This is a genomic window from Pilosibacter rotomagensis (assembly GCF_045062245.2).
Lineage (GTDB): Bacteria > Bacillota > Clostridia > Lachnospirales > Lachnospiraceae > Pilosibacter.
In genome coordinates, this window is the sequence record NZ_CM170323.1 from 2,321,306 (window position 1) to 2,344,685 (window position 23,380).

The window sequence follows — 23,380 nt, forward strand, 5'->3', positions numbered from 1 at the left end:
TGTTAATGAGCGCCAAAGATACGCTGGGCAATGCTCCCGGTCTTAAAGAGCATGAAGCAAAGCAAAACCGTGTAGCCCACAGTTCCCCAAATTGCCCCGATGGGATCGCCGCTTGTTGCGATGCCTTGAATGAGCACCGCGTAAATTGCAACACATACAAGAATCAGCAGCCCTTGAAAGCCCACGGCAAACAGGGACTTTATGTAGTTTTGCCCGGTGCTGCCAAGCTCCCGGTTGGAAAGCGTAGCAACGGGGATGGGTGCCAGACTGGTCAGCAGATAGATTTCCAGCATCCTGCCATACACCAAAACGAAAATGATAATCCCCATCGCCTTCATCGTAAATCCAATGAGCGCAGACTGCAGCCAAAGCCCCAAAAGCGGCCCCAAGTCCATCGCCTCCAGCGAGGTTTCCAGTTCGGCAAGCATATCCGCCGAAACATCGGTGGAGCCTTGAATGAGCCCGCCTGCCTGTGCGATAACGCTCTGTGACACATCGAACACAGCCATGACGATATTGAATGTATTTGACAGGATTAAGATTGCACAGGCTGTTTTGAACATCCATTTATAGAGGTTCGCAACGTCAACCTCGTGCATATTGTTCTTTTCCAAAAGCATCTGTATGAGCTCATAAGTGGCAACAAAGGTCAGCACCATTCCGGCAATCGGCAGGATCACCGTTTCGGAAAGCTGTCGGATCAGGGAGAAAACCCCGGCGTGCCACGCCGCCGGGGTAGTCCCTACCTGTGCCGCAATCTCTCCGACCTGGGTATTGACGGTATCAAAAAGACCTTCGAGGTTTCCCATGATCCCGCCAATCAGAAGCTCTTTGAGCCAGTTTGTGAGCCAGTCGGTGAGAAAATCCATAAGCGCCTACCTTAAAACAGGCCAGACAGCAGCGGGATCAGTGTAGTGCCAATGACGATGATGCCGCCACCCGCCATGAGCTGTTTTATCCCCAATTAGGTGTAAAACTCTGCTCGATGGCGGGCGGCGGCGTACAAAAAATCTATATGGTGTTTTTTAAGAGAACCGTCCCGGCGGGACAGGTCAGGCAGTGACCTGTTCCACCTCCGGGATGGGTTTGAGATTAAAATGAATTTCGATAGAAATGTGTCTTGTTTTATCTTCGTCAATGCGCTCATGCACGACGATTTCTTTGATTAAACGGTTGAGGGTGGCTGCGTCCAACTCTGTGATGTTGGCGTATTCCTGAATGGCTTCCACCCATTGTTTTGCGTCATTGGCAAGCTGGACTTCATCGGACAGCCGCTTTCTGCCCTCGGACACTTTTGTTTTAAGCTCCGTCTGCTCGGTCTGTGTCTTTTCCAGCATGGTGTTGAAATTCTGCTCACTGATACGCCCTGCAATCATATCCTCATAAAGCCGCATTACCATTTTGTCCAGAACCTCAATCCGTTCCTCGTCCCTTGTAAGGGAGCGTTCCATTGCTTCCCGCTGTTCCTGCTGCTCGGCTTCACAGGTATTGGTCAGGCGGTCGGCAACCGCTTCCCCGTCCATCAGGGCAGCTCTGGCACATTCCCGGATTTTCCGCAGCACATGGCTGTAAAGGGTGTCATAATCAATCCGGTGCTGGGTGCAGTGGTTCTTTCCAAAGGCATTGTAGGTCTTGCAGGAATAAATCCGCTGGGGATGTTTTGCGTTTGTGTAGCGTACCGTCAGCGACTTCCCACACTCGCCGCATTTTATCAATCCGGCAAACAGGCTGATTTCATTTGTCTGCCCCGGACGCTGGCGGGATTTCAGCTTGTTCTGCACAATGTCAAAGCTCATGCGGTCAATCAGCGGTTCATGCTGTCCCTCCACCACAATCCAGTCCTCCGACTTCTTTTCCCCAATCGTTCCGATTTTGAAACGGTAGTCTTTTTTCTGGGAAGCAATCGCCCCGGTGTAGACGGGATTCATCAAAAGATCTTTGATAACGGAGAAGTCCCACATATACCGCCCGTTTTCCGGGTCTTTCTTTTCCCATTTGGTGCGGGTATTGCGAAACCCCCGTTCCCGGTTCCACCATGTAGGGCAGGGGATTTTTTCTTCCTCCAGCCGTCTGCGGATATAGTTCGGACCATGACCGTTCAGGGCATATCCGAAAATCAGCCGCACAATCGGGGCTGTTTCCTCGTCAATGAGCAGATGGTTCTTGTCCTCCGGGTCTTTCCGATACCCAAACGGGGCAAGACACCCGGTAAACTGTCCTTTCTGCGCTTTCAGAAGATAAGAGGAATGGACTTTCTTGGAAATATCCTTGCTGTACATCTCGTTCAGGATATTCTTGAACGGGGCAATATCGTTGTTATCCCGCAGAGTGTCGATACCGTCATTCATGGCGATATAGCGGACACCGTTTCTTGGGAAAAAGTCCTCAATCAAATGCCCGGTTTGCAGATAATTACGCCCCAGTCGGCTGAGGTCTTTCGTGATGACAAGGTTGATCTGTTTCCGCTCAATGGCTTTTAACATCCTCTGTAAGTCAGGACGCTCCATGTTAAGACCTGTAAAGCCATCGTCCTGATAGACTGCCACAACCTCCCATCCCTGCTTTTCGCAGTATTTTTCCAGCATATCACGCTGGTTTGCGATACTGGCACTTTCGCCTTGCAGGTCATCGTCCTTTGACAGCCTGCAATAGACCGCTGCACGATAGCCCCCGGCAAGTGCCTTTCCGATTGTTCTGTATTCCATTTCGTTCATCATAGCCATTTACCCACACAATCCAGACGGTATCTGGCTCTTTTGAACCTTATCTTCATTATAGCTTATATCTTTCTTTTTAGCAAGATATTCTTTTGTATTTGTCTTTCCGTATTTCTGGGAAATCAGGCTGACGAACACATCAGTGGCGTCCAGTTCCCCGTCAAACACCGTTGTAACATGAATCTCTGTTTTGTTTTTTGCCATAGGCAGTTATCCTCCATACATGAAAATAGCCAGACAGAGGGTGTCGGCAACGAAGTCCGGCAACGGGCTTCAAAAGACCTTGCAAACAATCTCAATCTGGCGATGGTTACTATTTATACTTTTCTTTTATTTTTCTGTTGTTTTGGTTGTTATAAGGGAGAAAAGCCCGGAAATAAGGGGTTTTCCCCGGCAACCGGCTCGGCAACGGGATAGCAACAGGGGGTGCAACGGGCGGTCATTTTCAGAATGGAAGCTCCATCTGTTCTGTGACCTCCACAAAACCATCCATCGTTTTTTCAGACGGGTTGCCGGAGTCCGTTGCCGGGTTTTCACGCTCCCAGCCCTTTTGTCTGCCATATTCGGAAAACATTCTTGGGTTTGGGAAGTAGCGCCAGCCGGAAATGCACTGGTTCATAATCTCGTTGATTTCCCGGATTTCCCATTGCTTCGGCTCGTCAAAGGTGTGGTTCAAGGCTTCCTTGTAAAGCTGCTTGGAACAGACCATGCTCCCGGTGTACTTATCAAGATACGCCTGTATCATTCCGGCTTTGGTGTCCTCCGGCATAAAATCCCGCTGGTGTTCTTTGAGATACCGCTGCATGGCGGGGCTGAAAGCCAGCTTGAACCTGCCGCTTCGGTAAATCTCCATCGCTTCTGCCCACATCTGCTCGATATAGGCTCTGGAAGTAGCTTCGTCCTCCAAAATGTGAACCTCGGCTTGCTCCGGGTACACCATGACCGGGATAAAGCGGCGGTTGCCGGAACGGTCAAGGGGCAGGAAGTCAAGGGCATTGGAAGTGCCGCCAAACACGCACTGACGGGGGCGGTCTGCCGGGTGGGTTTCATAGGGTATCTTGTAGACCTCTTTCTGCCGGCTTAAAAACGACTTGATTTCCTCAATGCTCTTGGCGTTGGCGGTTGCCATCATTTCCGACATTTCGATAATCCAGTGACCTTGCAGCTTGCGGTACACATTTTCATCGTCCAGCTTCCGCAAATCATCGGAGAACCACTCGTCCCGGACTGCCAGCAGACGGAAGAAAGTGGACTTGCCAGCCCCCTGACCGCCTACCAGACAGAGCATGATTTCAAACTTGCACCCCGGCTGAAAGGCTCGTGAGATTGCACCCAGCAGGAACAGCTTCAACGCTTCATAGGTGTAATCGTCTGCGTCAGCCCCCAGAAAGTGCCGCAGACAGAAACGGATTCGTTCTGTCCCGTCCCACACAAGGGCACTTAGGTAGTCCCGGATGGGATGGTACTTGTTTTCATTCGCCACAATCCCGATGGCATTATCAATCTTTTTCTCATTGGTAAGCCCATAGGTTTCTTCCAGATAGAGAAGCAGATACTTCATATCCGTATCGTTCAGGGCGGTGCTTTCTCTGTGGAAGCCGATGGGCTTTATGATGTCCTTGCGGTCGGTCAGGATGTTGTATGCGATAGCCCCGGAAAGCAGCGGGTCACGCTGGAATACGGTCAGGCAGTTCCGTATGCTCTGACGGACACCGCCTTTCTCGGTAGTTTCCAGTCCCGCTTTGATTTCCTCAATGCTCTGGGGTGGCTGCATGGCGTTCATGGTGTTTTTTAATTCTTGCTGCGTCTGCGGCTGCAAGCTCTGCCATTCGCTGTTCAAGCTGTATCACATCCTTTCCGTAGTCCGTAATCAAAGCCGCTTTTTCCTCTGTTTCCCCGAACAGCAATATATCCAGCAGATATTCCACTTGGGCTTGCTTCTGTAAGGCTTCCACGAACCGGGGATGAAAGGCTTCCTCCGGGGAGTGCGGGGCGTAGTCCTTTCTCCATGCCATAAGCAAGTGAAGATAATCGGCAAGAATACGGAAGCAGCGGTTCTTTGCTTCCTGAAACTGTTCCTCCGGGGATTTCTGCCGGGGCTTGGGCTTTTTTGCCTTTCCCGGCGGTTTCCAGTCCTCATAGGAAAGCCCGAAGTCCTGTGCCAGTTGTACGGCAGCTTCTTTCTTTCCCAGCCCATACAGGGCGGCGGTAAAATCAATCACATCCCCATCCGCACCGCAGCCGAAGCAGTGGTAACGCCGATCCAGCTTCATACTTGGGGTTTTATCGTTATGGAACGGGCAGCAAGCCATCCCGTTCCGACCTACATGGATTCCATAATGCTCCGCAGCCTGTCTTGTTGTGACGGACTGCTTCACAGCTTCAAATACATTCAAATCTATCCCTCCTTGAAAATAAGAAAAGCACCTGACATTCTCTGATTGAAAATGGCAAGTGCCTGTTAAAGTTCCATATCCTGTTGTCTGTGTTTCGCCTGTGCCGGGGCGGTTCTTTGAGCCTTTTTCTCGTCCGCCTTATCCTGCAAGACTTCCTTGATGGGCTGCTTCTTAGGCGGCTCTTTACTTTCCTCTGTGCCGGGTGTGGCTTTCCGTACCCAGTAGCGGATGTCCCGCAGCTTCTTCAAATCCTCCTGTACCTCGGTCAGCGGTACTTTCAGCTCTGCGATTTCGCTGAGAAGTTTTTCCTGCTCCTCTTGCAGCTCCTTTTGGGTACTGTCCTTATCGTCCGGGTGCTTGGCAAGGTAGGCAGCGGCTTTCTCATACCGGGCAACATCCGGGTGTTCCTGTTTGAATTTCTCCTTTGTTTTCTTGAAAAATATCTTCTGGTACTTCTCATAGAAAGGCTTACATTCCTTGCAGTCTGTTCGGCTGGCAAGAATCCCGTCAATCACTTTGCTGCGGACTTCCTTTGGCTTCATCTGATTGCGGTAATCTGCGGCTGATTTCCCGGAAGATTCCAGAAATGCTTCTAAGTCCTCCACAGTGGAAAGCCCCTTTTGCCGGAGATAGGACAGGGCTTCGCTGACTGCCTTTAAGTCCTGTGAAGTCCCCCGGTTCTGTCCAGCCCTCGTCCAGTCCTTCCGTTCTTCCTTTCGTATCTCCATGTACTTCATCAGCAGATTGGGAAGAAGTGACGGACTGCTTCACAGCTTCAAATACATTCAAATCTATCCCTCCTTGAAAAAGGAAAAGCACCTGACATTCTCTGATTGAAAATGGCAAGTGCCTGTTAAAGTTCCATATCCTGTTGTTTGTATTTCGTCTGTGCCGGGACAGTTCTTTGTGCTTTTTTCTCGTCAGCCTTATCCTGCAAGACTTCTTTGATAGGCTGTTTCTTGGGCTGCTCTTTGCTTTCTTCTGTGCCGGGGGTGGCTTTCCGTACCCAGTAGCGAATGTCCCGCAGCTTCTTCAAATCCTCCTGTACCTCGGTCAGCGGTGTTTTCAGGGCTGCAATTTCTTCCAGAAGCGTTTCCTGCTCCTCTTGCAGCTCCTTTTGGGTACTGTCCTTATCGTCCGGGTGCTTGGCAAGGTAGGCGGCGGCTTTCGCATACCGGGCAACCTCCGGGTGTTCCTGTTTGAATTTCTCCTTTGTTTTCTTAAAAAATATCTTCTGGTACTTCTCATAGACAGGCTTACATTCCTTGCAGTCTGTCCGGCTGGCAAGAATCCCGTCAATCACTTTGCTGCGGGCTTCCTTTGGCTTCATCTGATTGCGGTAATCTGCGGCTGATTTCCCGGAAGATTCCAGAAACGCTTCTAAGTCCTCCACAGTGGAAAGCCCCTTTTGCCGGAGATAGGACAGGGCTTCGCTGACTGCCTTTAAGTCCTGTGAAGTCCCCCGGTTCTGTCCAGCCCTCGTCCAGTCCTTCCGTTCTTCCTTTCGTATCTCCATGTACTTCATCAGCAGATTGGGAAGAAGTGTCGCTTCCTCCGCCGCTTTTTGTGCAAGCAGCTCTTTCCGTTTTTCTCCCAGCTCGGTAATCCAGCCTTTGAGGTTTTGGATAAGCTGCCGGATGGACTTCATCAGACTGTTGGCGGCTCTGATTTCCCGGTTCAGATTTCCGATATTCGTCTGGATACCACGCTTTTCCATCTGCCGGACAGCAGCCCCCTCATGGACAGTAGGGATAATATCAAGCCCCTGTCTGGCATAGGAACGCAAGTCCACACGCTCCGGGCGGTCATTGGCTTCCAGATAGCGGTTCTGGATGACCTCCCATTCATGCCGCCAGATTTCACAATACTTCTGGTCGTTCCAGTCAACCGTATCCTCCTTGTGGCTTTTCCACCTGCCGGACGGAAGTTTTATCCGTTCTCCGCTTTCATCAAGGTCATAAACCTTGCGGCTCTTGGGAAGCCATTTTCCATGTTCGTCCATTGCCCTCATAGTGAGCATGACATGGGCGTGGGGATTGTGTCCCGGCGGATGGGGGTCATGGATTGCAAAATCAGCAATCATGCCTTTGGAAACAAACTGCTGCTCACAAAACTCCCGGACAAGGACAGCATACTGGTCGGGTGGTATCTCTCTTGGGATGGTAAGCACCCACCGCCTTGCAAGCTGGGAGTTCCATTGCTTTTCCACCGCTTCGGCGGCGTTCCATAAGGTATTGCGGTCTGCATACGACCGTGGGGCGTTTGCCGGGAGCAGAATTTCATTGTGGACAATACCACGCTTTTCCGGGTAGTGCTTCACTTGCTGGTCGTATTCACAGAACAGCTTTTCGCCGCTTTGGTAAGCAGCGGCGGCAACCGCAGACTGCCGCTGGCTGCGCTGAACAATCGTGATTTCGTTGTGTGGGCAGGGCATTTCGTGTCCCTCCTTTCGGTAATTGGCGGATGGGGTGGCGTTTTACCACCTCATTTTGGCAGAAAAAAAGCAGGAGACCTTTTTCAGATTTCCTGCTCGGTGTGCCGCTGTGAGGGCGGCGGATATTTAGCTGTAAAAGTTCGGGACAAGTTGACCCGATGGGTAGATGGTACACTTAAAAATTATGGTTCTCTTGTCATTAGCTCATTAGCATAATGATTAAGAGCTTCACAAGGTTCATATTTGCATTTATAACCAATACCGTCAATTATAATAAATGGATTGTATGCTATAATCTCCACTTGAGAACCATCTGCCAAAGACAGAGTGAAAATAACTGCTTGTCCGGCATATTCTGTATATGAGTTGTCCTTATTGTAAATAACTACCTCATTGAGATATGATACTAATTCCTCTGTTTCTACTATCTGAATTGTTGTATCAGGTGGCGATAACCGAACACTTGCCGAAGTAATATCTGCTGCCTCTAAATCTTTGAATGGTCTATGAGCAGAAAACAAAAGAAAGCTAATACCTATACCGATTAAACATATCAGTGCAATTAACAAAAACTTTTTATGCTTCATTTGATTCTCCTTTACACACTACTATGAAATTTCTTTTTCATCATCTCTTGGTGGTCGGACATAACATAACATTTCTTTTTCACAAGCACCAAATTTTGAGAAATTGGATTTCGCTTCTTTTAGCGTTATTCCATGATTAGAGTCACTTGGTTCGTTATCAGAAGCAATGAACGGGTCATTCTCCCAAAAACAAACGGGACAGATATACCCACAATCTTCATTTGCCGGAACATTATAGGTAAAATATCCGCAGCAAGGACATTGATATTTCATCATTTCGTATTTTTAGCTCCCCATTATAATTTCATATTTGAATAACAGCAAATTATCAAAAATATCATTCCTAAAATCGCAAGACTTTCGCATATAGAAACTATTTTGAAATTCCTCAAACTCATTTTTCCTTTTTTATATTCGTCATAACACAAATAAATTGTAATCGCTGCAAATACAATCGTTATAATCTCGATAACCGGCATCTATATCCCTCCTAAAATTGATTTGTCGCTCGTCATGCAATCTGAAAGTTATTATTTCAAAATAAAGGGTAGTATTATCATAACAACTCCTGATAGAGCAAATAAAATACCCCCAATTTTTGTGGTTTTCAGATATAACTCAGATGGCTCATCTGCACGATAAGATTTCCATGCTTCTGTTAATTTCCACACTAAATCTGGCTTTAAAAAAATAAACACACCTAAAACCAAAATTATAACTCCACCACTAATAGACCATAACATAGGCGTCCCTCCCGTTATTCAAGTCCAGTTTGTTATTGATTTCATTATACTTTATTACCTATCGAAAAGATAGCGTATTTTATGAAACTTGTCAGATGGGAACAGCTTGCAGCGCAAGGTGTCCCCAGATGGCAAGTCCACAAAAGGGTAGCTGGCGGCAGCCAGCGCAGGGGAAGCGTAGCGTCCCCTGTATGATTTGGAGCAGACCATGACTGCGGAAAATCACAGCCCTCCGGCGAGGAGCCTTCGGAGAACGCAATGCACCAACCTCTGGGTGGTGTATAATTGCGCCCTTAGTAAACTAAGGGTTTTCCGGCTTCTTCCGTTCCAGCAGTTTTTTCAATAATTCCTGCGTGTCCTGCCTGTGAAAAATGAGTTTTAACAGCAGCATAACATCATCATCTGTCAGGCGTTCCGGCTCTTGCAGAAAACTTTCCAGCATACCGCCACGAATACAGAGCCGGTGTGTCCGTTCCTTTCGGGTAAGCTGCTTCAACTGGTGCTTCAACGCCTTTTCATCATTGATGGCTTTCCGCAGTTTCTTTTCACTTTTTTCCAGCTCCCGGTTGAGCCTTTCCAGCTTTGAGGTATCAGGCAAGGGCAGCATCCTCCTTTCCCGGTATCAGCACATAAATCCGGTTTGGTTCTCCAACGCCCTGACGCACCCGCATGATAAGTCCGGCGGTTTCCAGTTCATTCAGAGAACGCTTGACCGTCATAGAGCTACGGGACAGGACTGCGGCAATGGCTGTAACAGGGAAGCAGACAAACAGGATTCCGTTCTCATCCTCCTGCCCTTTGGACAGCATAGCGTCCAGCATCCGGCAGTACATGACCTTTGCGGTGCTGCTGACCGGAAAGCCTGTCAACGCTATGGGAAAGGGCATACAGGGTGGCAATGGTGTGTCTATCGTCATAAATTCAAAATTCATTCGGTGTGTTCCTCCTTTTTCTTTGCTCGTTTGGATAAATAACGGGGGCAGTCAACCACAACCGCCCGGAAGCTCTGCCTGCACCCATGCTGGCATTTCCGGCATAATTCGTTGTAAGTGACACGCCCCCGGTCATTGAGGTAAAAGGAAAGCTCATGCTTCCTCTTTTTGCTCATTCTCGGCATATTGCGCTTCCTCCCGTTTTAGTGTATGGTTTCGGGGCGATTTTTGGCAAAATTACAGCCATAGAACCGCCTAAAATCTCCCGAAGTATCAACGATAGGGTAGACTATCCCCCTATCAGATTGTCGTGTTTCGGTATCATTTCGGTGTCAGTTCGCCAGTTCTCCCCGGTGTCGTTCCTCCCCTGAATCTCACAGCGGCGTATCGCTCCCTTTGGTATGCTCGTTTCGGTCAGGGTTCCTCCATATCCCTGCCAAAAGTCATGGCACTACATCGCCGGGGAAGCATATCCCACACAGGCTGGTCATTCGATTGGAATAATCCATCGATGAACTACCTGTATCATAGAACATTTTTGTGCCCTGTGCCGTATGTCCACAAAGTAGGAATTCGGGGTAAAAATCAGAAATTTCCACGATTGTGGAATTGATATGGTATAATCAATTCAACGGTTATAAATGTCGTCAGAAGGGGGAACTGCTTCAATGAACGGAGCTACTACAATACAGGAACGGCTAAAAGATTTACGATTAAACAAAGGATTAAAACTGGAAGAACTGGCTGAGCAAACGGGTATTTCAAAATCGGCTCTTGGCAGTTATGAAAAAGACGACTATAAGGAAATCAATCATGGCAACCTTATCCTGCTGGCAGATTTTTATGGGGTGTCCCTCGATTATCTCTTTTGCCGGACAGAGAACCGGGCGGAGATCAACACGCCATTAAGGGAGCTGCATTTGAGTGATGAGATGGTAGCACTTCTGAAAAGCGGTCGGATTAACAACCGTCTGCTGTGCGAACTTGCCACCCATAAGGACTTTATCAAGTTTCTTGCGGATATTGAGATTTATGTGGATGGGATTGCCACCATGCAGATTCAGAACCTCAATGCCCTTGTCGATACCGTCCGGCATGAAATCATTGAACGGTATCGCCCTGGCGAAGACGACCCCCATTTGAAAGTGTTGCAAGCCGCCCATATCAGTGATGATGAATATTTCAGCCACATGGTTCTGGATGACCTCAACCTCATTATCCGGGATATTCGGGAAGCCCATAAAAAGGACAGCGAGAGTGCACCCCAGACCACCGTTGCCGATGAACTGAAAGAAAATCTGGAAGCTGTCGAAAATTTCAAAGGCAGCCGGGATGAAAAGCTGGTTGTTCTTTACTGCAAGCAGCTTGGTATCAACTATAAAAATCTGTCAGACGAAGAATTTCGCTGGCTGATTCGGATTCTCAAAAAATCAAAGAAAATGGGAACGCCTATCAGCCAGAGGAAAAAACGATAAAGAAAAACCGCTGTTGCATGGTTTGTTAGCTTCCATGTAGCAGCGGTTTGTGCTGTGGTTATTCAGTTAAAATTTAGGGCGATAAACTAAGGATACAACTAAAATACGCCCTATAATTGAATTGCCGATTTCTCTGAATCATTTATATATACTGCAATCGAATCTGTTTCTTTCATATACGGCTTATCCCATAAGAGATGGCTTTTGTGATGATAAATCTTCCCTCCGTATGTATAGCTGTAAAGAACTCTGTACGGGGACTTTTTCCCATATTGTAGAAACTTCTGCATATATACTTTTTCTACAATCCCATTAACTTTAATTCCGTTAGAAATCAACTCGTAATAGGATTTCTTCTTTGCAGAAGCAAGAGCTGTAAAAATTGCTTGTGCAATTAAAAAAGCGACACCAAGTACAGAAAAAACAATCCCAATATTCCTTTGACTTTGGACTATTGACGTTGATGTAGGCTGTAATATTCCAATAAAACTAAGCAAACCAAAAACGATAAAAGCACAGCCTAAGCACATAGAAATAAGAGCATATAACTGTTCTGCATATTTGATTCTATTCATAGTATTCTCTCCTTTACAACTTCAACATTGTTGTTCCAATGCTTTTTTTAAGTCCAGAACAAATTGAGTTTGCTGCTTCTTCAAATAGAGTTTTACAAAAGGTTTCATAAACCACTTTTTAGGTGTCACATTTTCTGTAAAATCAATTTGTGTTTCATTTCCCTTAGCTGTAAAAATACCAATCCAATGCCCGGTCATATTGCTATTTTTCATGTCAAATTCCCAACGTTTATATGGCTCAACAGCAGTAATAGAAAATATAGTTGCATATCCGTCTTTCGTGTACTCAATAAACTGCTTATCATTTATGATTTCTGTTTTGCTTAAATCGCTTCGCCACTCACTATATTTATCAACAGCAAAAACAATATCCCAAACTTTATGAATATCATCATTGATAATCGTATTTATATTTGAGATTGCCATTTTCATGCCCCCTTCAAACTCTATTTTGTCATAATCATTCTACCATACCATTATGAATAAATCATCTCATGCAATACAATTTCTTCTGCCCGGTTGTGAATGTTATTACACCGCCGCACCCATTCCATTTGATGGGTACGCTTTAATTCTTCGGTCACGCCCTCGGCAGTTTTCATCTGCTCTATGATGGTGTCTATCCGTTCCTGTGCCTGTTCGTTCAGGTTTGCAAGATATGTCCATAGCTCTCCGGTCAATATCAATGTGTTCAATCTGGCTGGGTGGACTTCTCTTAAATATTCCCGGTGCAACCGTCCATACTTTCCTATGGGGCGGTGTTCTTCCGGCAGCTTCAAATCCGGGATGTAGTAATCTCCGACAAGGATATAATCAATTCCGTTTTCTGTTATTCTTGGTTTCAATTCGCTCATGTTCCTTACCTCCTGTGGATGCAGGCTCGTCTGGTACTAACTCAATCACATCGGTAATCTCACAATTCAGCGTTTCGCAGATACGGGCTAATGTGTCCATGCTGATGTGCTTTCCCTCTTTGCTCATGTTGGCAATCATATTCGTTGTCATACCAGCGGCAAGCCTTAAATCTTCTTTTCTCATATCACGCTCTAACAGTGTATGCCAGAGTGGTTTATAGCTGATGTGCATATAGCTTTCCTGCCTTCCTATCCATACCACCGGGGCGGCTGCCCCGGCAGGAACTTTTCTCTTATTATAGCACCAATCTTGTGTAATCACAATTTATTCTTGTAGACTGCCGCTGATACCGTCTGGATTGTGCTTTTCCTTTCTTTTTTGTTCCCTTTAATTAGCCATGAACTGCTTCATGCCCTGGGACTTTATTGATGTGCGATAAAGAAGTAATAGAAGTGTAAAAAATTTTGCCGTTCCTATCCGGCACTTAGCTCTTGTGTCGGATAGGTCGGGCGGTTATTCGGGCAAGTCCACCTTGCCAACAAAAGAATAATAAATCTCAATGTCCTGTCTGCGGGTCTTGTTCTCGTCATAGCTGCACTCATGCACAACGATTTTCTCTACAAACTCCCGCAGCAGAGTAGGGGTAAGTTCTTCAAAGCTGGTATGCCGCCGGACAACATTCATAAACTTTTCTGCGTTCACGGTGGCTTCCTGTGCTTTGGAAAGCTCCGCTTGGATAGCGGCGGCTCTTTCTTTCAGCTCCCGTTGTTCTGCTTCATAGTCTGCCGACAGCTCTGTGAAACGCTCGCCTGATATGCGCCCGGTCACACTGTCCTCATACAGCCGCTTGAAGATAGCGGATAACTCGGCTATGCGTTTCTCGGTGGCTTCCAGCTCCTTTTTCTTGGCGGCGTTCCTGCGCTTGCCCCCGTCCTCGTTCTGCTCAATCAGGAGCTTCATAAACCGGGCTTCATGCTTTGCCGCATAGCTGGTCACTTTCCGCAGATTGGAGAGTACACCAGCGGTCAAGAGGTCGGTGCGGATAAAGTGCGCCGTACAGTCATGGGTGCGTTTCTTGTAGTTGCCGCAGATATAACAGTCCTGCTTGCGCTTGTCCGTCTGGTATCGCTGCTGATACATCACACTGCCGCAGTCTGCACAGAACAGTATGCCGGAGAACAAGCCCACTTCATCATAGCGGTTGGGGCGTTTGCGCTGCTTGCGAAGCTCCTGCACCCGTTCCCATGTTTGGGTGTCTATGATAGGCTCGTGGTGGTTCTCGAATATCGCTTGCTTTTCCTCCGGGTTTTCTACGCTGTGCTTGACTTTGTAAGAGAGTTTTTCCGTCTTGAAGTTTACCAGGCAGCCCGTGTATTCCCGGTTTTCAAGGATATGCACAACGGTATTGGTCGCCCACTTGCACTCATAGCCGGGGTGGTAGCGGCGGGTGCTGCCCGTCCTACGGTATTCCAGCGTCCCCGGCGTGGGGATTTGCTGCTCTGTGAGCATACGGGCTATCTTAGTCGGACCGTTCCCGGCAAGGCAGAGGTTGTATATCTGCTTGACTACGGGTGCAGCTTCCTCGTCAATAATGAAATTTTCGTCCTCGTCCATGAGGTAGCCATACACAGGCTTGCTTGTGATGGGCTTGCCACTCATGCCTTTTGAGCGTTTTACTGCTTTGATTTTCTTGCTCGTATCTCTCACCAGCCATTCGTTAAAGATATTCCGCAGCGGGGCAAAGTCATTGTCGCCTTGTGCGCTGTCCACTCCGTCATTGATAGCGATAAAGCGGACACCTTTCTGTGGGAAAATCATTTCCGTGTACATTCCCACTTGCAGGTAGTTTCGCCCTAACCTCGACATATCCTTTACGATAACTGTCCCGACTTTTCCGGCTTCAATGTCCGCAAGCATGGCTTGAAAACCGGGTCTTTGAAAGTTCGCACCAGAATAACCGTCGTCCGTGTACCAGCGCAGATTGGAAAAGCCGTTCTGCTTTGCATAGGTTTCAAGAATACGCTTCTGGTTGGAAATGGAATTGCTCTCGCCTTGCAGCTCGTCCTCATGGGAAAGTCTTGGGTAAAGGGCGGTAATTGGTTGTTGGTTGGTCTGTCTTAACATAAAATCCTCCGTTTCCGACAGCCAGCCCCACTATTCCGTACCTTGATTGTACCACATGGGGCGGCGGTCTGTATAGCGGCAAAAGCGTCAAATCTGCTTCTTTATGGTCGGTCAAATCGCCGTTTTTTGTGTAGCAGCTTCCGCTTCCAGCACTTTCATCATCTTGTCGGCTGCGGTATCGGTTGCGCCCTGCTTGAAGAAGCCGGAAACGGTAAGGACGGAGTTGCCCATGCGGATTTCCGTCACACAGTCCGGGCGGCGGTCTGTTTTGGTGGTGCTTGTCTGTTTCGTTTCTGTCATAGGCTCTCCTTTCGCTGCTTCATCAGTTGCTTTAAGCGTTCCAGCTTTTCCTGTGCGGTTTCCTTTCGGAAGTTGCTGCCCGTGAAGCGGACGGGGGCGCACATGGAAGTCAGCCTGTCATAGATACGGGCGTGGGGCGTGTCCTGCGGGTGCTGCAATTCCTCCAGCGTGAGGTTGGTCGTGGCGATCAGCGGCTTGTCGCTTCGGTAACGGCTGTCAATCACGCTGTAAACCTGTTCCAGCCCGTATTCTGTTCCTCGCTCCATACCAAAATCATCAAGTATCAGCAGGGGGTAGCTGCAAAGGCGGGAAATATATTCGTTCCTGCCATCAAAGCTGGCAGCAAGGTCATTGAGTATGGTTGCAAAGTTTGTCATACAGACGGCAACCTCTTTCTCCATAAGGGCGTTGGCGATACAGGCGGCAAGGTAGCTTTTTCCTGTCCCCACGCCGCCCCAAAACAGGTAGCCGATATTTTCAGCCTGCATGGTTTCCCAGCTCTCCACATAAAAGCGGGCGGTTTCGGTCTGTGGGTTTCTGCCGTTGTCATGCTCAAATGTCCAGTTCCGCATAGCAGGGTCGGTAAAGCCCCGGCGTTTCAAGTCCTCCACTTTTTCAAGGTGCTTCTGTCGGCTTTCGGCGGCTTGCTGCTTTTCACGGGCTGCTCGCTGGCAGTCGCAGTCTGTTGGGTGGCGGTCACGCTCGAAACAGGTCTTTCCCTCTGCAAAGTAGGCTTCTTTGGGCGTATGGCACTTGCCGCAGTATAAAAGCCCGTCCTCGCCTGTGTAGTCCTCCGCTTCGGCGGTAGTGGCTGTAATGTCCGTAATCATAGCTTCAATCTCGTTTCTCATAAGCTCTCACCCTCCTTGCATGAATAATCGGGTATGCCCTGTTTCGGGGCAGCCTTGCCTTTGGCAGCGTCCTCCTGCGCCCACTTGTAAATGGTGGCTGCATGGCTGTGGTACTGCTTCCCGGTGGAAGCGATATGGCAGGAAAGCCGGTCAATATAATACTCCCACTTGTCGGGCAGCTCTGTTTTCAGCCCGGAAAGCTCTGTATCGGTCAGTATCACATTGTTGTATCTGCCATAAGCGGCGGGGGCGGGGTGTCCCGTTTCTCCCTCTCTCTCTTTTTCTATCTCTATCTCTTTCTCTAACTCTATCTCTGGTGGACGAATGTCGGACAAATGTCCGCCTTTTGTCCGAGACGGTAAAAGTGCCTTGTTTTCCAGCCTTGCAGCCCGTTTTCGCTCGGCTTCGGTAGAGGACTGTCCTATCATCAGCTCAATATCGGTCATATAAAAAGCCCCGCTGTCAAGCTGCTCCACAAGCCCCAACTGCCGGAAAATCTCTAAAGCCCTTTCAACCGTCCCTATCTGGTGGCGGGTCAGTGTCGCTATCATCTGCGCTGTGTAGGGGATATGCTCGTCAAGCTGCAACTTCCCGCCGTTTTTCAGCGATTTTAAGTACAGCTTCAAGAGGATATTGGAATATAAAATCCCGTCTTTCATATCTTCCAGCAGCACAATGGAGTCGCTGTCAAAAAAGTTCTCTTTCAGCTTGAGGTAGTAATACTTGCGGTTATCTGCCATTGTCCCTGTCCTCCTTTTTCCGGCGTTTGGAGTAGTAGCGGGGGCAGAGTATGATAACCGCCCGGAAGCTCTGCTTGCAGCTATGGGTACAGCCCCGGCAGAGGTCGTTGTATGTGATACGGTCGCAGGTGGTATTCCCGACTTTCACTTGCCGCAGGAAAAAAGACCATTCCAGCCGCCGTTTCTTGCTCATTCTTGGCATGGGTGCGCTCCTTTCTGCCGTTTCCGCTGGTGTGACGGTATCGGCGGTAATTCTGTATCATCTCGGTATCATTTTCGGGGTTTTTCTGCCCTGTAAGCCCGTTAAAAAATCCTTTGGTATTGCGGATAGGGTACGGGGCAGCCCCCTTGTTCTGTATGGGTTCGGGTACATTTTGGGGTGGTTTTTATCGCTCCTGTTCCTGCCTTTTCACAGGCTTGCGTTCCCGGCGTAAAATCTGGTCGATATTGCCCTTGACAGTCTGTAAGCGGCGGTATTCCTCCCGTTTTGCCCGGTAATCGTTGTAGCCGCTGTTTTTCTCTTTGATAAGGCTTTCAATCTCTGCTTGCAGGGCTTTATAGCTCGGCAGCTTGGAAATGCCGTTCTCCCTGAAATAACGGGCGGCTGCGTCTGCTATGATAAAGTCGCTTTCGTGCTTCTGACGGTAGGCTGCTTTTGCTTTGGCGTTTTTCTGCTGTTTCAGCCCGTCCCGGACAGGGCGGGTCTTGGAATAGGCAAGCACCTGCCGTTGCAGCTCCTTTTTCCCGTTCAGCGTCTTTTCCACCTGCTTCAGCTCTGTAAGGCTTTCCTGCATGGCGGCATAAGCGGCAGAACAGGCTTCGTCCAGTTCCTCCGGGGAAGAAAAGCCATACTGCTGATAGGCGGTAACGGTAGCTGCCATTTGCTTTAGGTTGTGCTTTGCCGCCCAGCGGTCATAGCCCACGCCCTTGCCCTCGGCTCGCTTGGCTTCCCGGTCAACCATGCGCTGCAAGGTGTTGTCTGCCGGGGTGGTTTTTGCGGCTTTTTCCTCCCGCAAGCGTTCCTTTTGGGTGTGTGGGTATTCGGGTATGTCTGTGGTCTGTTCGGCGGCTCTGTGGGCGTTCTGCGTGAGCAGGGCAAGGACAGCAGCCTTGTCAAAATCGTCCCCCAGCTTCCGGGCTGTGATAGGCTTTGTCCTGTCCGGCGTGAGGTAGGAAAGCCGCCCCCGGCTCTCCTTGACGGTCACGCCCTCCCGCAGCAAAAGGGAAGAAAACTCGTCAAAGCTGGTAGCTTGGGAAAGTGCCTGCCGTATCGTCCGGCGCAGCTTCGCCTTGTCCGTTTCAAACTTGGTGGGCTTGGTCGGCTGTCCTGCGGCTTCTCTGGCAGCGTTCTCTTTATCAAGGGCAAGCTGCCCTTTCTTTGCCGCCCAGTATTCCCGTTCCGTTATCCGTTCCTTGCTGCCGTTCAAAAGATCGATTTGGTAAAGCCCCTCCCGGTGGCACATCTCCATGACTTCACTCTTGAAATATTCCATAGCGGCATTGGTGCAGCGGTGCTTGTAGCCCTCCCGTGTGTCGGCTGGTCTGTCCATGTAGGGCAGAAGCGGGACTTCATAAATCCGCAGGGAGTTGAGGACGATATGCACATGGATATTGCCGCTGTGGTTATGCCCGTCCGGGTGGGTGCATACAAGGGCTTGGTGTCCGGGGAAATGCTCTTTACAGAACTTCTCGCCCAGCTCCTGCGCCCGGTCTACGGTCAAGCCGTTGTCTGTCCCGTCCCGTGGGTCAAAGCTGATGATATAGTGGTGGCTTTTCACATCTTCCCGTTTTTGGTTTTTCTCATAGCGAAGATTGGCTCGCATACAGGCAACGGCGAAATCTTCGTCCCCGCAGTTGATGGAAGAAATGCGGTAATCCTCCCTCGGTATCAGCCGCCCGTTTTCATCAAGAGTGGGCTTCATGGTAAACTCGTCATGCTCAAATGTGAGATAGGCTTCCGCTGCGCCATAGTCGGCATTTTTAGAGCTGATATGTTTGAATGTTGCCAACAGCGTCACCCACTTTCTGCAAAACTTCAAACTTTAGGGCAGCAAGGTCGGAAACCGCCGCCCGTACCTCCCCTGCAAGCTGCGGGTAGGGGCTGTGCCACTCGTTCAGCGTCCGGGCTATCTGGTTTAAGTTGCCGCCGATCCTGCCGTATTCGGCGGTCAGTTTCCCGACAGCGGCAAGCAGCTCGTCATTGACAGGAGAAACGGTTATGATGGGGCGTATGGCTGCCCCGGTTATGGCTTGCCGGATAAACTCGGCTTGGCTCATGTTGTAAGCAGAAAGCCGTTGGGCAAACTCGGCGTATTCTTCCTCGGTCATGCGTGTTTTGACTACCCGGCTGCGGTGCGGTGTGTTGTATCGTTTTCGCATGGTAAAACCTCCTTTCTGTGCGTGGTGTCCTCTCACTAATAGGAGAAAAACGGGGTGTGAAGCGGAACTGTTTTTGAAAAATCCGAAAAAATATTTTGAAGGATTTTTAAGCGGCGCAAGCCGCATAAGCAGGGTTTGGGGAAGGCACTCCCCAACAAGATTCCCGCAGGGGCAAAATGAGCGAAAAGCGAATTTTGGTACTGCGGTAGAATCTTGCTCTAAGAAACTGCCGGTCTGCCGCTCACTTCCTACTGCCACTTTTTCGGGAAATCGCAACCAGTTTTTTCATAAAAGGCTGCGGGCTGGCGTTCTCCCTCTCTTTCTGGCAAAGACTTTTCCGGCGGCTTGGTCTTTCCCAACAATAAGGCGTTTCAGAAGCTGTGTTTTGCCCGCTGCTTGATAGAAAACGGGAATTTCCCCCTGCTCACTTATCAGTACCGATACTTTCTCGATTTGCCAAAAATGGGCGCAAAAAAAGCAGCAAATCTTTTTCAGACTTACTGCTTCATGTGCCGCTATGGGGCAGCGGTTATTCAGTTGTAAAATAAAAGAGGGCGGCAGCACTTGGAGCTGTCGCTCCTTGTCTACTCATCAGCAAAGGCGGACGGGGCTGTCAACGACGGCGCGGAGCGACGTTCATCTTGTCGTTGACTGGCTCGGCTGGCTTTGCTATTTATCCGTCAAATAAAAATCGTTGTTTTTAATTCTGAATCTTAAAATTATAGACGCGGGGGTAAATATTGCCCCCCGCGCCTAAACTTATAGTAGACGGTTATTTATTGTTTTAATAGTACAAATATGTGACATAACCAATAATACTAAAAACGATTATTATGCCTAATATTACAAGCAATGTAATAATTAGCTTTTTATGCCGCATATCCTTAGTCCCTCCAGTAAGAAATGCTTGTGTCGCCGTCGGAATATGCTAATAACTCTCCGTAGATATTTCCAATCTGAACACTAAGTCCCTCAATCGGTCCTAACTTGTAATAGAATGTACCTTTGGCATGAACTACATTACCACTAATATATGCACTCTTCGATGTTGTATCTGTCTGAACAAGCGGATTCAAATTTTTAACAACAAATGCGTCATTGTAATAAATAGTAGTAATGGTACTGCCGGACACGCTATACCCGACTTCAATTCGATATTCAAGTATTTCTATTCCCAAAATATCTACGGTTGACGTACCCCACGCATCATATCTGGTAGACCTAGCTGCTCCTAAATCTGCTCCAGAAGCTACTTTCTCTGTCCGGTCATAAGTAGTTGCTCTTGTAATTCCCGGTGCAACTAAATCTCCGCTGTAGGTTGCAGGATCAAGCAAGTAGTCAATAAATTTTTCCTGCTCATCTGCACTAAGTGCTTCAAATTTCTGCAAATCCTCCGGAGATTCCTGCGCCAAAAATTCTTTATATTCATTCACGGTCAAAGCTGAATCCGGCGCTTTTTCAGCTGCAAACACTGAAACAGAAAAACTCATTACCAGAGCAAACGTCAACAGAACCGAAAATAACCTTTTAAGTTTTTTCATAAACTCACCTCATTTCTAAAGTAATAAATAATCCGTCTACTATTTATTCATTAGTATTTCACAAGGTAAGATTAAGTAATTCATGTCTTTATTATACCAGAATATTTTTGATATTTCAATTAGATTTTTTGCTTTTTTTCGGAATAATGGGCTGTTGTCTATCAAATTCTTTTGTGTTACTTTACCGCACATGAGCATTGGAGCCCGGGTTATCCGAGCCGTAGCCCTCCAGCAGATTGACCACACCCCATACGCCAAGGCCAGCGCCGAGAGCGATAACGAGGGTCTGTAAAGTGTCGATTGCAGATGAGAAAAATGCCATATAAGCCTCCATTTCTCCGGGATTTTTCCGGTAACAAAAAAGCCGCCCATGCAGGCGGCAGGTTACAAACTTCGGGACACTTTGTCTCGAAGCATTTATGCAAAGGCGTCTGGATCGTCGATGTCATCATAGTTGAGGATGTCCTCGTCCTCTTCCGTGAGTGCATCGTCCGGCACAGTCACCTCATACATCGTACACGCCTCGTTCAGACCGGGCCGCCTGCGGCGGTTAATGAGCCTGTCGAGGTCAAAAGCGTTTTTCTGTTTATCGGCCTCCGCCGTATAGCGGTAGTTCGGATGCCGTTTCAGATCATACTTGGGAGAGAAGAACGGGGGCAGGCCCCGAAGCTGCAAAATACATTTATCTCCCGGCATGGTTGCAAGTTCGGCTGGGGTCATCAGTTCCCGGCCCAGCCGCTGGGTATTTTGACTGTAGCTTTCCGACTGACCACGGGAGCGGCTGTCGGTCTGCATACTGATTGTGGCTTTTCCCAGCCAGTTCTCGGATATTTCCTTGATGGTGCTGGCTTCGCGGCCACCGAGGAACACCACGCTGTCCATGTTGCCGAGGATTGTCTCGGCGTGTTTATCGTAAATGGCCTTGCACTGTGCCAACTGCTGATACAGCAGGCAAAGACTCACCTCGCGGGAGCGGATAACCGCGACCAGCTTTTCGAGCTGGGGCACCTGTCCCGTGTTGGCTGCCTCATCCCACAGCACCCGTACATGGTGCGGCAGGCGGCCACCGTGAACATTGTCCGCCCGTTCACACAGGAGGTTGAACATCTGCGAAAATGCAAGCGCCACTAAAAAGTTGTAGGTCTGCGTGGTATCGGAAATGATGAAGAATACCGCTGTTTTCCGATCTCCGATGCGGTCAAGCTCCAATTCGTCATAGGCCATGACTTCACGAAGCTGCGGGATGTCAAAGGGAGCCAGCCGCGCACCGCAGGAAATTAAAATGCTTTTTGCCGTCTTGCCGCTGGCCAATTTGTACTTTTTATACTGTTTGACTGCGAAACAATCCGGCTTGCGCTTTTCGAGCCCGGCAAACATATAGTCCACCGCGTTCATAAAGTCCTCATCATCCTCCTTAACCTCCATGCCAGAAATCATATCCACAAGAGTATTCATGTTCCGATCCTCGGCAGGCCCCTCAAAAATGATGTAGGCAATCAGGGCGCAGTACAAAAGCGTTTCCGATTTCGTCCAGAATGGATCGCCTTCCTTGCCTTCGCCCTTGGTGTTGGAAATCAGGGCATCCACGAATTTCAGAATATCGGCCTCATTGCGGATATACGCCAGCGGGTTATAGTGCATGGATTTTGAAAAATCTATGCTGTTGAATACCTTGATTTTGTACCCGCGTTTTTGCAGGAAAGCCCCGACCTGTCCCAACACACCGCCTTTGGGATCGACCACCACATAAGAGGAATGAGCCTGTAAAAGCTGGGGCGTGAGCCAAAAGCGGGTTTTGCCGGAGCCGGACGAGCCGATGATGCAGCAATTCAAGTTTCTGGCATTTGCGGGGATTTTCGGGCGGGTGTTCATCGTGAGAAACTCTGTCCCGGTCAAAATCACGTTGTTTTCAAACCTTGGATCAACAAACGGTTTGATGTCTTTTTCCGTTCCCCACCGGGCGCTGCCATATTCTGCATCCCGCCGAAACTTCTTAGCGTTCTTGCTTTTGAAATAGATCAGCAGCCGGAAACCAACGGCTCCTACAATGCCGACAAGCCAATCCAGCGGGACTAAACCGGGCGCAAAGTCAGCAAAGGCCGGGCCAATCGTCTGGCCCAGCCCGATGAGCTTATGTGCAAAATCGTTACCCGCCGCCAGCCGGTAGGCCGTTCCCAGCTTGAGGAACGCCCACAGGATGAACAGATAGGGAATGTTTGGAATGAGATATTTTCTAATCTTATCTGTCCTCATGGGCCACCTCCTTTGCACGTTCTTTCTGTTTCGGCTTTTCTTTGGAAAGCTGATCCGCCGCCTGTTTCAGTTGTTCCCGGATGGGAACACGGTTCGATTTTGCTTTGCTTAACACCTTCCGGGAATACTCAGAAAAGCAGGCGGTCATTGCGTCTGCCTGTCCAGCCTTGAAAAATAGCAGGTATTTGTCCGGCCCGGTTTTATAGAACGCATAGTCCACATTCCATTTCCGGGCCACGCGGTCAAAGGACTTGGCATCCCCGGATAGCTCAATGCTGTTTGTGGCTGTGCCGTGGGCCATGAGCTTTCGCACACTTTGTTTGCCATGCGGTACTTGCCGCCCACGGTATGCCTTGCGGATCTTCCGACCCACCATGCCCAGCACATACGCCAGTCCCCGCGCCGTCAGCTTGGTCGTTTTTACAGATATGGCTATCGTGCGCCGGGAAATATCTTCATCAATCAGTTACACCGCCTC

29 protein-coding genes and 3 pseudogenes are annotated in these 23,380 nt (G+C 48.8%); 2 read left to right on the forward strand and 30 right to left on the reverse strand.

What is annotated here, in order from left to right; genetic code table 11:
* Window positions 1-2 precede the first annotated feature (2 nt).
* The 4 genes and pseudogenes from ACI3EW_RS10390 to ACI3EW_RS10405 all read right to left on the reverse strand — a co-directional run bounded on the left by ACI3EW_RS10390 (window position 3) and on the right by ACI3EW_RS10405 (window position 2,921).
* Window positions 3-869, reverse strand: a complete 867-nt coding sequence (locus ACI3EW_RS10390; protein ID WP_014080220.1) for a VirB6/TrbL-like conjugal transfer protein, CD1112 family — start codon at window positions 867-869, stop codon at window positions 3-5.
* Window positions 870-880: 11 nt separating this feature from the next.
* A pseudogene (locus ACI3EW_RS10395) lies at window positions 881-961 on the reverse strand (Maff2 family mobile element protein); the annotation flags it as partial.
* Window positions 962-1,052: 91 nt separating this feature from the next.
* On the reverse strand, window positions 1,053-2,723 hold the full coding sequence (locus tag ACI3EW_RS10400; RefSeq protein ID WP_002304373.1) for a recombinase family protein: 1,671 nt from the start codon (window positions 2,721-2,723) through the stop codon (window positions 1,053-1,055).
* Complete coding sequence (locus tag ACI3EW_RS10405; protein ID WP_405580871.1) at window positions 2,724-2,921, reverse strand: hypothetical protein; 198 nt, start codon at window positions 2,919-2,921, stop codon at window positions 2,724-2,726.
* On the opposite strand from ACI3EW_RS10405, the gene ACI3EW_RS10410 reads away from it, so the two are divergent.
* Entirely contained in the window at window positions 2,895-3,134 is a 240-nt protein-coding gene (locus tag ACI3EW_RS10410) for a hypothetical protein (protein ID WP_021682886.1), read from the forward strand. The genes ACI3EW_RS10405 and ACI3EW_RS10410 overlap by 27 nt on opposite strands.
* 28 nt (window positions 3,135-3,162) lie before the next feature.
* Here the strand turns inward: ACI3EW_RS10410 and ACI3EW_RS10415 are convergent, their stop codons facing one another.
* From ACI3EW_RS10415 to ACI3EW_RS10465, 11 genes and pseudogenes are all read right to left on the reverse strand, one after another.
* Window positions 3,163-4,500, reverse strand: coding sequence for a virulence-associated E family protein (locus tag ACI3EW_RS10415; protein ID WP_405580909.1), 1,338 nt, complete (start codon window positions 4,498-4,500; stop codon window positions 3,163-3,165).
* Window positions 4,469-5,113, reverse strand: coding sequence for a CHC2 zinc finger domain-containing protein (locus ACI3EW_RS10420; protein ID WP_227623142.1), 645 nt, complete (start codon window positions 5,111-5,113; stop codon window positions 4,469-4,471). The genes ACI3EW_RS10415 and ACI3EW_RS10420 overlap by 32 nt, the downstream gene beginning before the upstream one ends.
* Window positions 5,114-5,178: 65 nt before the next feature.
* Window positions 5,179-5,871: pseudogene (locus ACI3EW_RS10425) on the reverse strand (MobQ family relaxase); the annotation flags it as partial.
* A 95-nt stretch (window positions 5,872-5,966) separates the two neighbouring features.
* Window positions 5,967-7,547 (reverse strand): MobQ family relaxase, encoded by a 1,581-nt coding sequence (gene mobQ, locus ACI3EW_RS10430; protein ID WP_405580876.1) that lies wholly within the window; start codon window positions 7,545-7,547, stop codon window positions 5,967-5,969.
* Between the two features lie 182 nt (window positions 7,548-7,729).
* Window positions 7,730-8,134: a hypothetical protein gene (locus tag ACI3EW_RS10435; protein ID WP_002594806.1), complete on the reverse strand. Its 405-nt coding sequence runs from the start codon at window positions 8,132-8,134 to the stop codon at window positions 7,730-7,732.
* A 21-nt stretch (window positions 8,135-8,155) separates the two neighbouring features.
* The gene (locus ACI3EW_RS10440; RefSeq protein WP_073929945.1) at window positions 8,156-8,410 is read right to left on the reverse strand and encodes a CPCC family cysteine-rich protein; all 255 of its coding nucleotides are present in this window, start codon (window positions 8,408-8,410) and stop codon (window positions 8,156-8,158) included.
* Window positions 8,411-8,430: 20 nt separating this feature from the next.
* A complete protein-coding gene (locus ACI3EW_RS10445) occupies window positions 8,431-8,613 on the reverse strand; it encodes a hypothetical protein (protein WP_118468454.1) in 183 nt (60 codons plus the stop codon).
* 51 nt (window positions 8,614-8,664) lie between these two features.
* Window positions 8,665-8,877 carry a DUF6199 family natural product biosynthesis protein gene (locus ACI3EW_RS10450; RefSeq protein ID WP_173785155.1) on the reverse strand — a complete coding sequence of 71 codons (213 nt, stop codon included), beginning with the start codon at window positions 8,875-8,877 and terminating at the stop codon, window positions 8,665-8,667.
* Window positions 8,878-9,178: 301 nt separating this feature from the next.
* On the reverse strand, window positions 9,179-9,475 hold the full coding sequence (locus ACI3EW_RS10455; RefSeq protein ID WP_173785156.1) for a DUF3847 domain-containing protein: 297 nt from the start codon (window positions 9,473-9,475) through the stop codon (window positions 9,179-9,181).
* Window positions 9,468-9,809: a DeoR family transcriptional regulator gene (locus tag ACI3EW_RS10460; RefSeq protein ID WP_002592122.1), complete on the reverse strand. Its 342-nt coding sequence runs from the start codon at window positions 9,807-9,809 to the stop codon at window positions 9,468-9,470. The genes ACI3EW_RS10455 and ACI3EW_RS10460 overlap by 8 nt, the downstream gene beginning before the upstream one ends.
* A complete protein-coding gene (locus ACI3EW_RS10465) occupies window positions 9,806-9,994 on the reverse strand; it encodes a hypothetical protein (RefSeq protein WP_002592123.1) in 189 nt (62 codons plus the stop codon). The genes ACI3EW_RS10460 and ACI3EW_RS10465 overlap by 4 nt, the downstream gene beginning before the upstream one ends.
* 483 nt (window positions 9,995-10,477) lie before the next feature.
* On the opposite strand from ACI3EW_RS10465, the gene ACI3EW_RS10470 reads away from it, so the two are divergent.
* Window positions 10,478-11,284, forward strand: coding sequence for a helix-turn-helix transcriptional regulator (locus ACI3EW_RS10470; RefSeq protein WP_006060470.1), 807 nt, complete (start codon window positions 10,478-10,480; stop codon window positions 11,282-11,284).
* 110 nt (window positions 11,285-11,394) lie between these two features.
* Here ACI3EW_RS10470 and ACI3EW_RS10475 read toward each other — a convergent pair whose 3' ends face one another.
* The 15 genes and pseudogenes from ACI3EW_RS10475 to ACI3EW_RS10545 form a co-directional block, all read right to left on the reverse strand.
* The gene (locus ACI3EW_RS10475; protein ID WP_117554235.1) at window positions 11,395-11,859 is read right to left on the reverse strand and encodes a hypothetical protein; all 465 of its coding nucleotides are present in this window, start codon (window positions 11,857-11,859) and stop codon (window positions 11,395-11,397) included.
* A 21-nt stretch (window positions 11,860-11,880) separates the two neighbouring features.
* Window positions 11,881-12,285, reverse strand: a complete 405-nt coding sequence (locus ACI3EW_RS10480) for an SRPBCC family protein (protein ID WP_117554236.1) — start codon at window positions 12,283-12,285, stop codon at window positions 11,881-11,883.
* Between the two features lie 50 nt (window positions 12,286-12,335).
* Window positions 12,336-12,713, reverse strand: a complete 378-nt coding sequence (locus ACI3EW_RS10485) for a TnpV protein (protein ID WP_349213127.1) — start codon at window positions 12,711-12,713, stop codon at window positions 12,336-12,338.
* Entirely contained in the window at window positions 12,673-13,035 is a 363-nt protein-coding gene (locus ACI3EW_RS10490) for a helix-turn-helix domain-containing protein (RefSeq protein WP_483880004.1), read from the reverse strand. The genes ACI3EW_RS10485 and ACI3EW_RS10490 overlap by 41 nt, the downstream gene beginning before the upstream one ends.
* Window positions 13,036-13,227: 192 nt before the next feature.
* Window positions 13,228-14,838, reverse strand: coding sequence for a recombinase family protein (locus ACI3EW_RS10495; RefSeq protein WP_405580891.1), 1,611 nt, complete (start codon window positions 14,836-14,838; stop codon window positions 13,228-13,230).
* Between the two features lie 111 nt (window positions 14,839-14,949).
* Window positions 14,950-15,138: a transposon-encoded TnpW family protein gene (locus tag ACI3EW_RS10500; protein ID WP_002569233.1), complete on the reverse strand. Its 189-nt coding sequence runs from the start codon at window positions 15,136-15,138 to the stop codon at window positions 14,950-14,952.
* Entirely contained in the window at window positions 15,135-15,989 is an 855-nt protein-coding gene (locus ACI3EW_RS10505; protein ID WP_405580894.1) for an ATP-binding protein, read from the reverse strand. Before ACI3EW_RS10505 ends, ACI3EW_RS10500 begins: the two co-directional genes overlap by 4 nt.
* The gene (locus ACI3EW_RS10510; protein ID WP_405580897.1) at window positions 15,986-16,729 is read right to left on the reverse strand and encodes a phage replisome organizer N-terminal domain-containing protein; all 744 of its coding nucleotides are present in this window, start codon (window positions 16,727-16,729) and stop codon (window positions 15,986-15,988) included. Before ACI3EW_RS10510 ends, ACI3EW_RS10505 begins: the two co-directional genes overlap by 4 nt.
* Window positions 16,719-16,931 carry a hypothetical protein gene (locus ACI3EW_RS10515; RefSeq protein ID WP_005927784.1) on the reverse strand — a complete coding sequence of 71 codons (213 nt, stop codon included), beginning with the start codon at window positions 16,929-16,931 and terminating at the stop codon, window positions 16,719-16,721. Before ACI3EW_RS10515 ends, ACI3EW_RS10510 begins: the two co-directional genes overlap by 11 nt.
* Before the next feature lie 184 nt (window positions 16,932-17,115).
* Window positions 17,116-18,738 (reverse strand): relaxase/mobilization nuclease domain-containing protein, encoded by a 1,623-nt coding sequence (locus tag ACI3EW_RS10520; RefSeq protein ID WP_186908284.1) that lies wholly within the window; start codon window positions 18,736-18,738, stop codon window positions 17,116-17,118.
* Window positions 18,710-19,108, reverse strand: a complete 399-nt coding sequence (locus ACI3EW_RS10525) for a plasmid mobilization protein (protein WP_025486349.1) — start codon at window positions 19,106-19,108, stop codon at window positions 18,710-18,712. Before ACI3EW_RS10525 ends, ACI3EW_RS10520 begins: the two co-directional genes overlap by 29 nt.
* An 884-nt stretch (window positions 19,109-19,992) precedes the next feature.
* A complete protein-coding gene (locus tag ACI3EW_RS10530) occupies window positions 19,993-20,649 on the reverse strand; it encodes a hypothetical protein (protein ID WP_097772901.1) in 657 nt (218 codons plus the stop codon).
* Between the two features lie 193 nt (window positions 20,650-20,842).
* Window positions 20,843-20,971, reverse strand: a pseudogene (locus ACI3EW_RS10535) (Maff2 family mobile element protein); the annotation flags it as partial.
* 95 nt (window positions 20,972-21,066) lie between these two features.
* The gene (locus ACI3EW_RS10540; protein WP_118596619.1) at window positions 21,067-22,902 is read right to left on the reverse strand and encodes a VirD4-like conjugal transfer protein, CD1115 family; all 1,836 of its coding nucleotides are present in this window, start codon (window positions 22,900-22,902) and stop codon (window positions 21,067-21,069) included.
* Window positions 22,889-23,368 (reverse strand): PcfB family protein, encoded by a 480-nt coding sequence (locus ACI3EW_RS10545; protein ID WP_330423789.1) that lies wholly within the window; start codon window positions 23,366-23,368, stop codon window positions 22,889-22,891. Before ACI3EW_RS10545 ends, ACI3EW_RS10540 begins: the two co-directional genes overlap by 14 nt.
* Window positions 23,369-23,380 lie beyond the last annotated feature (12 nt).

Coding starts and splice junctions, on each gene's coding strand:
- ACI3EW_RS10415 (WP_405580909.1), bottom strand. CDS start 4,500: ATGAACGCCATGCAGCCACCCCAGAGCATTGAGGAAATCAAAGCGGGA.
- ACI3EW_RS10460 (WP_002592122.1), bottom strand. CDS start 9,809: ATGAATTTTGAATTTATGACGATAGACACACCATTGCCACCCTGTATG.
- ACI3EW_RS10495 (WP_405580891.1), bottom strand. CDS start 14,838: ATGTTAAGACAGACCAACCAACAACCAATTACCGCCCTTTACCCAAGA.
- ACI3EW_RS10470 (WP_006060470.1), top strand. CDS start 10,478: ATGAACGGAGCTACTACAATACAGGAACGGCTAAAAGATTTACGATTA.
- ACI3EW_RS10405 (WP_405580871.1), bottom strand. CDS start 2,921: ATGGCAAAAAACAAAACAGAGATTCATGTTACAACGGTGTTTGACGGG.
- ACI3EW_RS10445 (WP_118468454.1), bottom strand. CDS start 8,613: ATGCCGGTTATCGAGATTATAACGATTGTATTTGCAGCGATTACAATT.
- ACI3EW_RS10485 (WP_349213127.1), bottom strand. CDS start 12,713: ATGAGCGAATTGAAACCAAGAATAACAGAAAACGGAATTGATTATATC.
- ACI3EW_RS10510 (WP_405580897.1), bottom strand. CDS start 16,729: ATGGCAGATAACCGCAAGTATTACTACCTCAAGCTGAAAGAGAACTTT.
- ACI3EW_RS10480 (WP_117554236.1), bottom strand. CDS start 12,285: ATGGCAATCTCAAATATAAATACGATTATCAATGATGATATTCATAAA.
- ACI3EW_RS10475 (WP_117554235.1), bottom strand. CDS start 11,859: ATGAATAGAATCAAATATGCAGAACAGTTATATGCTCTTATTTCTATG.
- ACI3EW_RS10505 (WP_405580894.1), bottom strand. CDS start 15,989: ATGAGAAACGAGATTGAAGCTATGATTACGGACATTACAGCCACTACC.
- ACI3EW_RS10540 (WP_118596619.1), bottom strand. CDS start 22,902: ATGAGGACAGATAAGATTAGAAAATATCTCATTCCAAACATTCCCTAT.
- ACI3EW_RS10435 (WP_002594806.1), bottom strand. CDS start 8,134: ATGAAGCATAAAAAGTTTTTGTTAATTGCACTGATATGTTTAATCGGT.
- ACI3EW_RS10530 (WP_097772901.1), bottom strand. CDS start 20,649: ATGAAAAAACTTAAAAGGTTATTTTCGGTTCTGTTGACGTTTGCTCTG.
- ACI3EW_RS10515 (WP_005927784.1), bottom strand. CDS start 16,931: ATGCCAAGAATGAGCAAGAAACGGCGGCTGGAATGGTCTTTTTTCCTG.
- ACI3EW_RS10390 (WP_014080220.1), bottom strand. CDS start 869: ATGGATTTTCTCACCGACTGGCTCACAAACTGGCTCAAAGAGCTTCTG.
- ACI3EW_RS10450 (WP_173785155.1), bottom strand. CDS start 8,877: ATGTTATGGTCTATTAGTGGTGGAGTTATAATTTTGGTTTTAGGTGTG.
- ACI3EW_RS10440 (WP_073929945.1), bottom strand. CDS start 8,410: ATGATGAAATATCAATGTCCTTGCTGCGGATATTTTACCTATAATGTT.
- ACI3EW_RS10410 (WP_021682886.1), top strand. CDS start 2,895: ATGAATCTCTGTTTTGTTTTTTGCCATAGGCAGTTATCCTCCATACAT.
- ACI3EW_RS10465 (WP_002592123.1), bottom strand. CDS start 9,994: ATGCCGAGAATGAGCAAAAAGAGGAAGCATGAGCTTTCCTTTTACCTC.
- mobQ (WP_405580876.1), bottom strand. CDS start 7,547: ATGCCCTGCCCACACAACGAAATCACGATTGTTCAGCGCAGCCAGCGG.
- ACI3EW_RS10400 (WP_002304373.1), bottom strand. CDS start 2,723: ATGGCTATGATGAACGAAATGGAATACAGAACAATCGGAAAGGCACTT.
- ACI3EW_RS10500 (WP_002569233.1), bottom strand. CDS start 15,138: ATGACAGAAACGAAACAGACAAGCACCACCAAAACAGACCGCCGCCCG.
- ACI3EW_RS10525 (WP_025486349.1), bottom strand. CDS start 19,108: ATGCGAAAACGATACAACACACCGCACCGCAGCCGGGTAGTCAAAACA.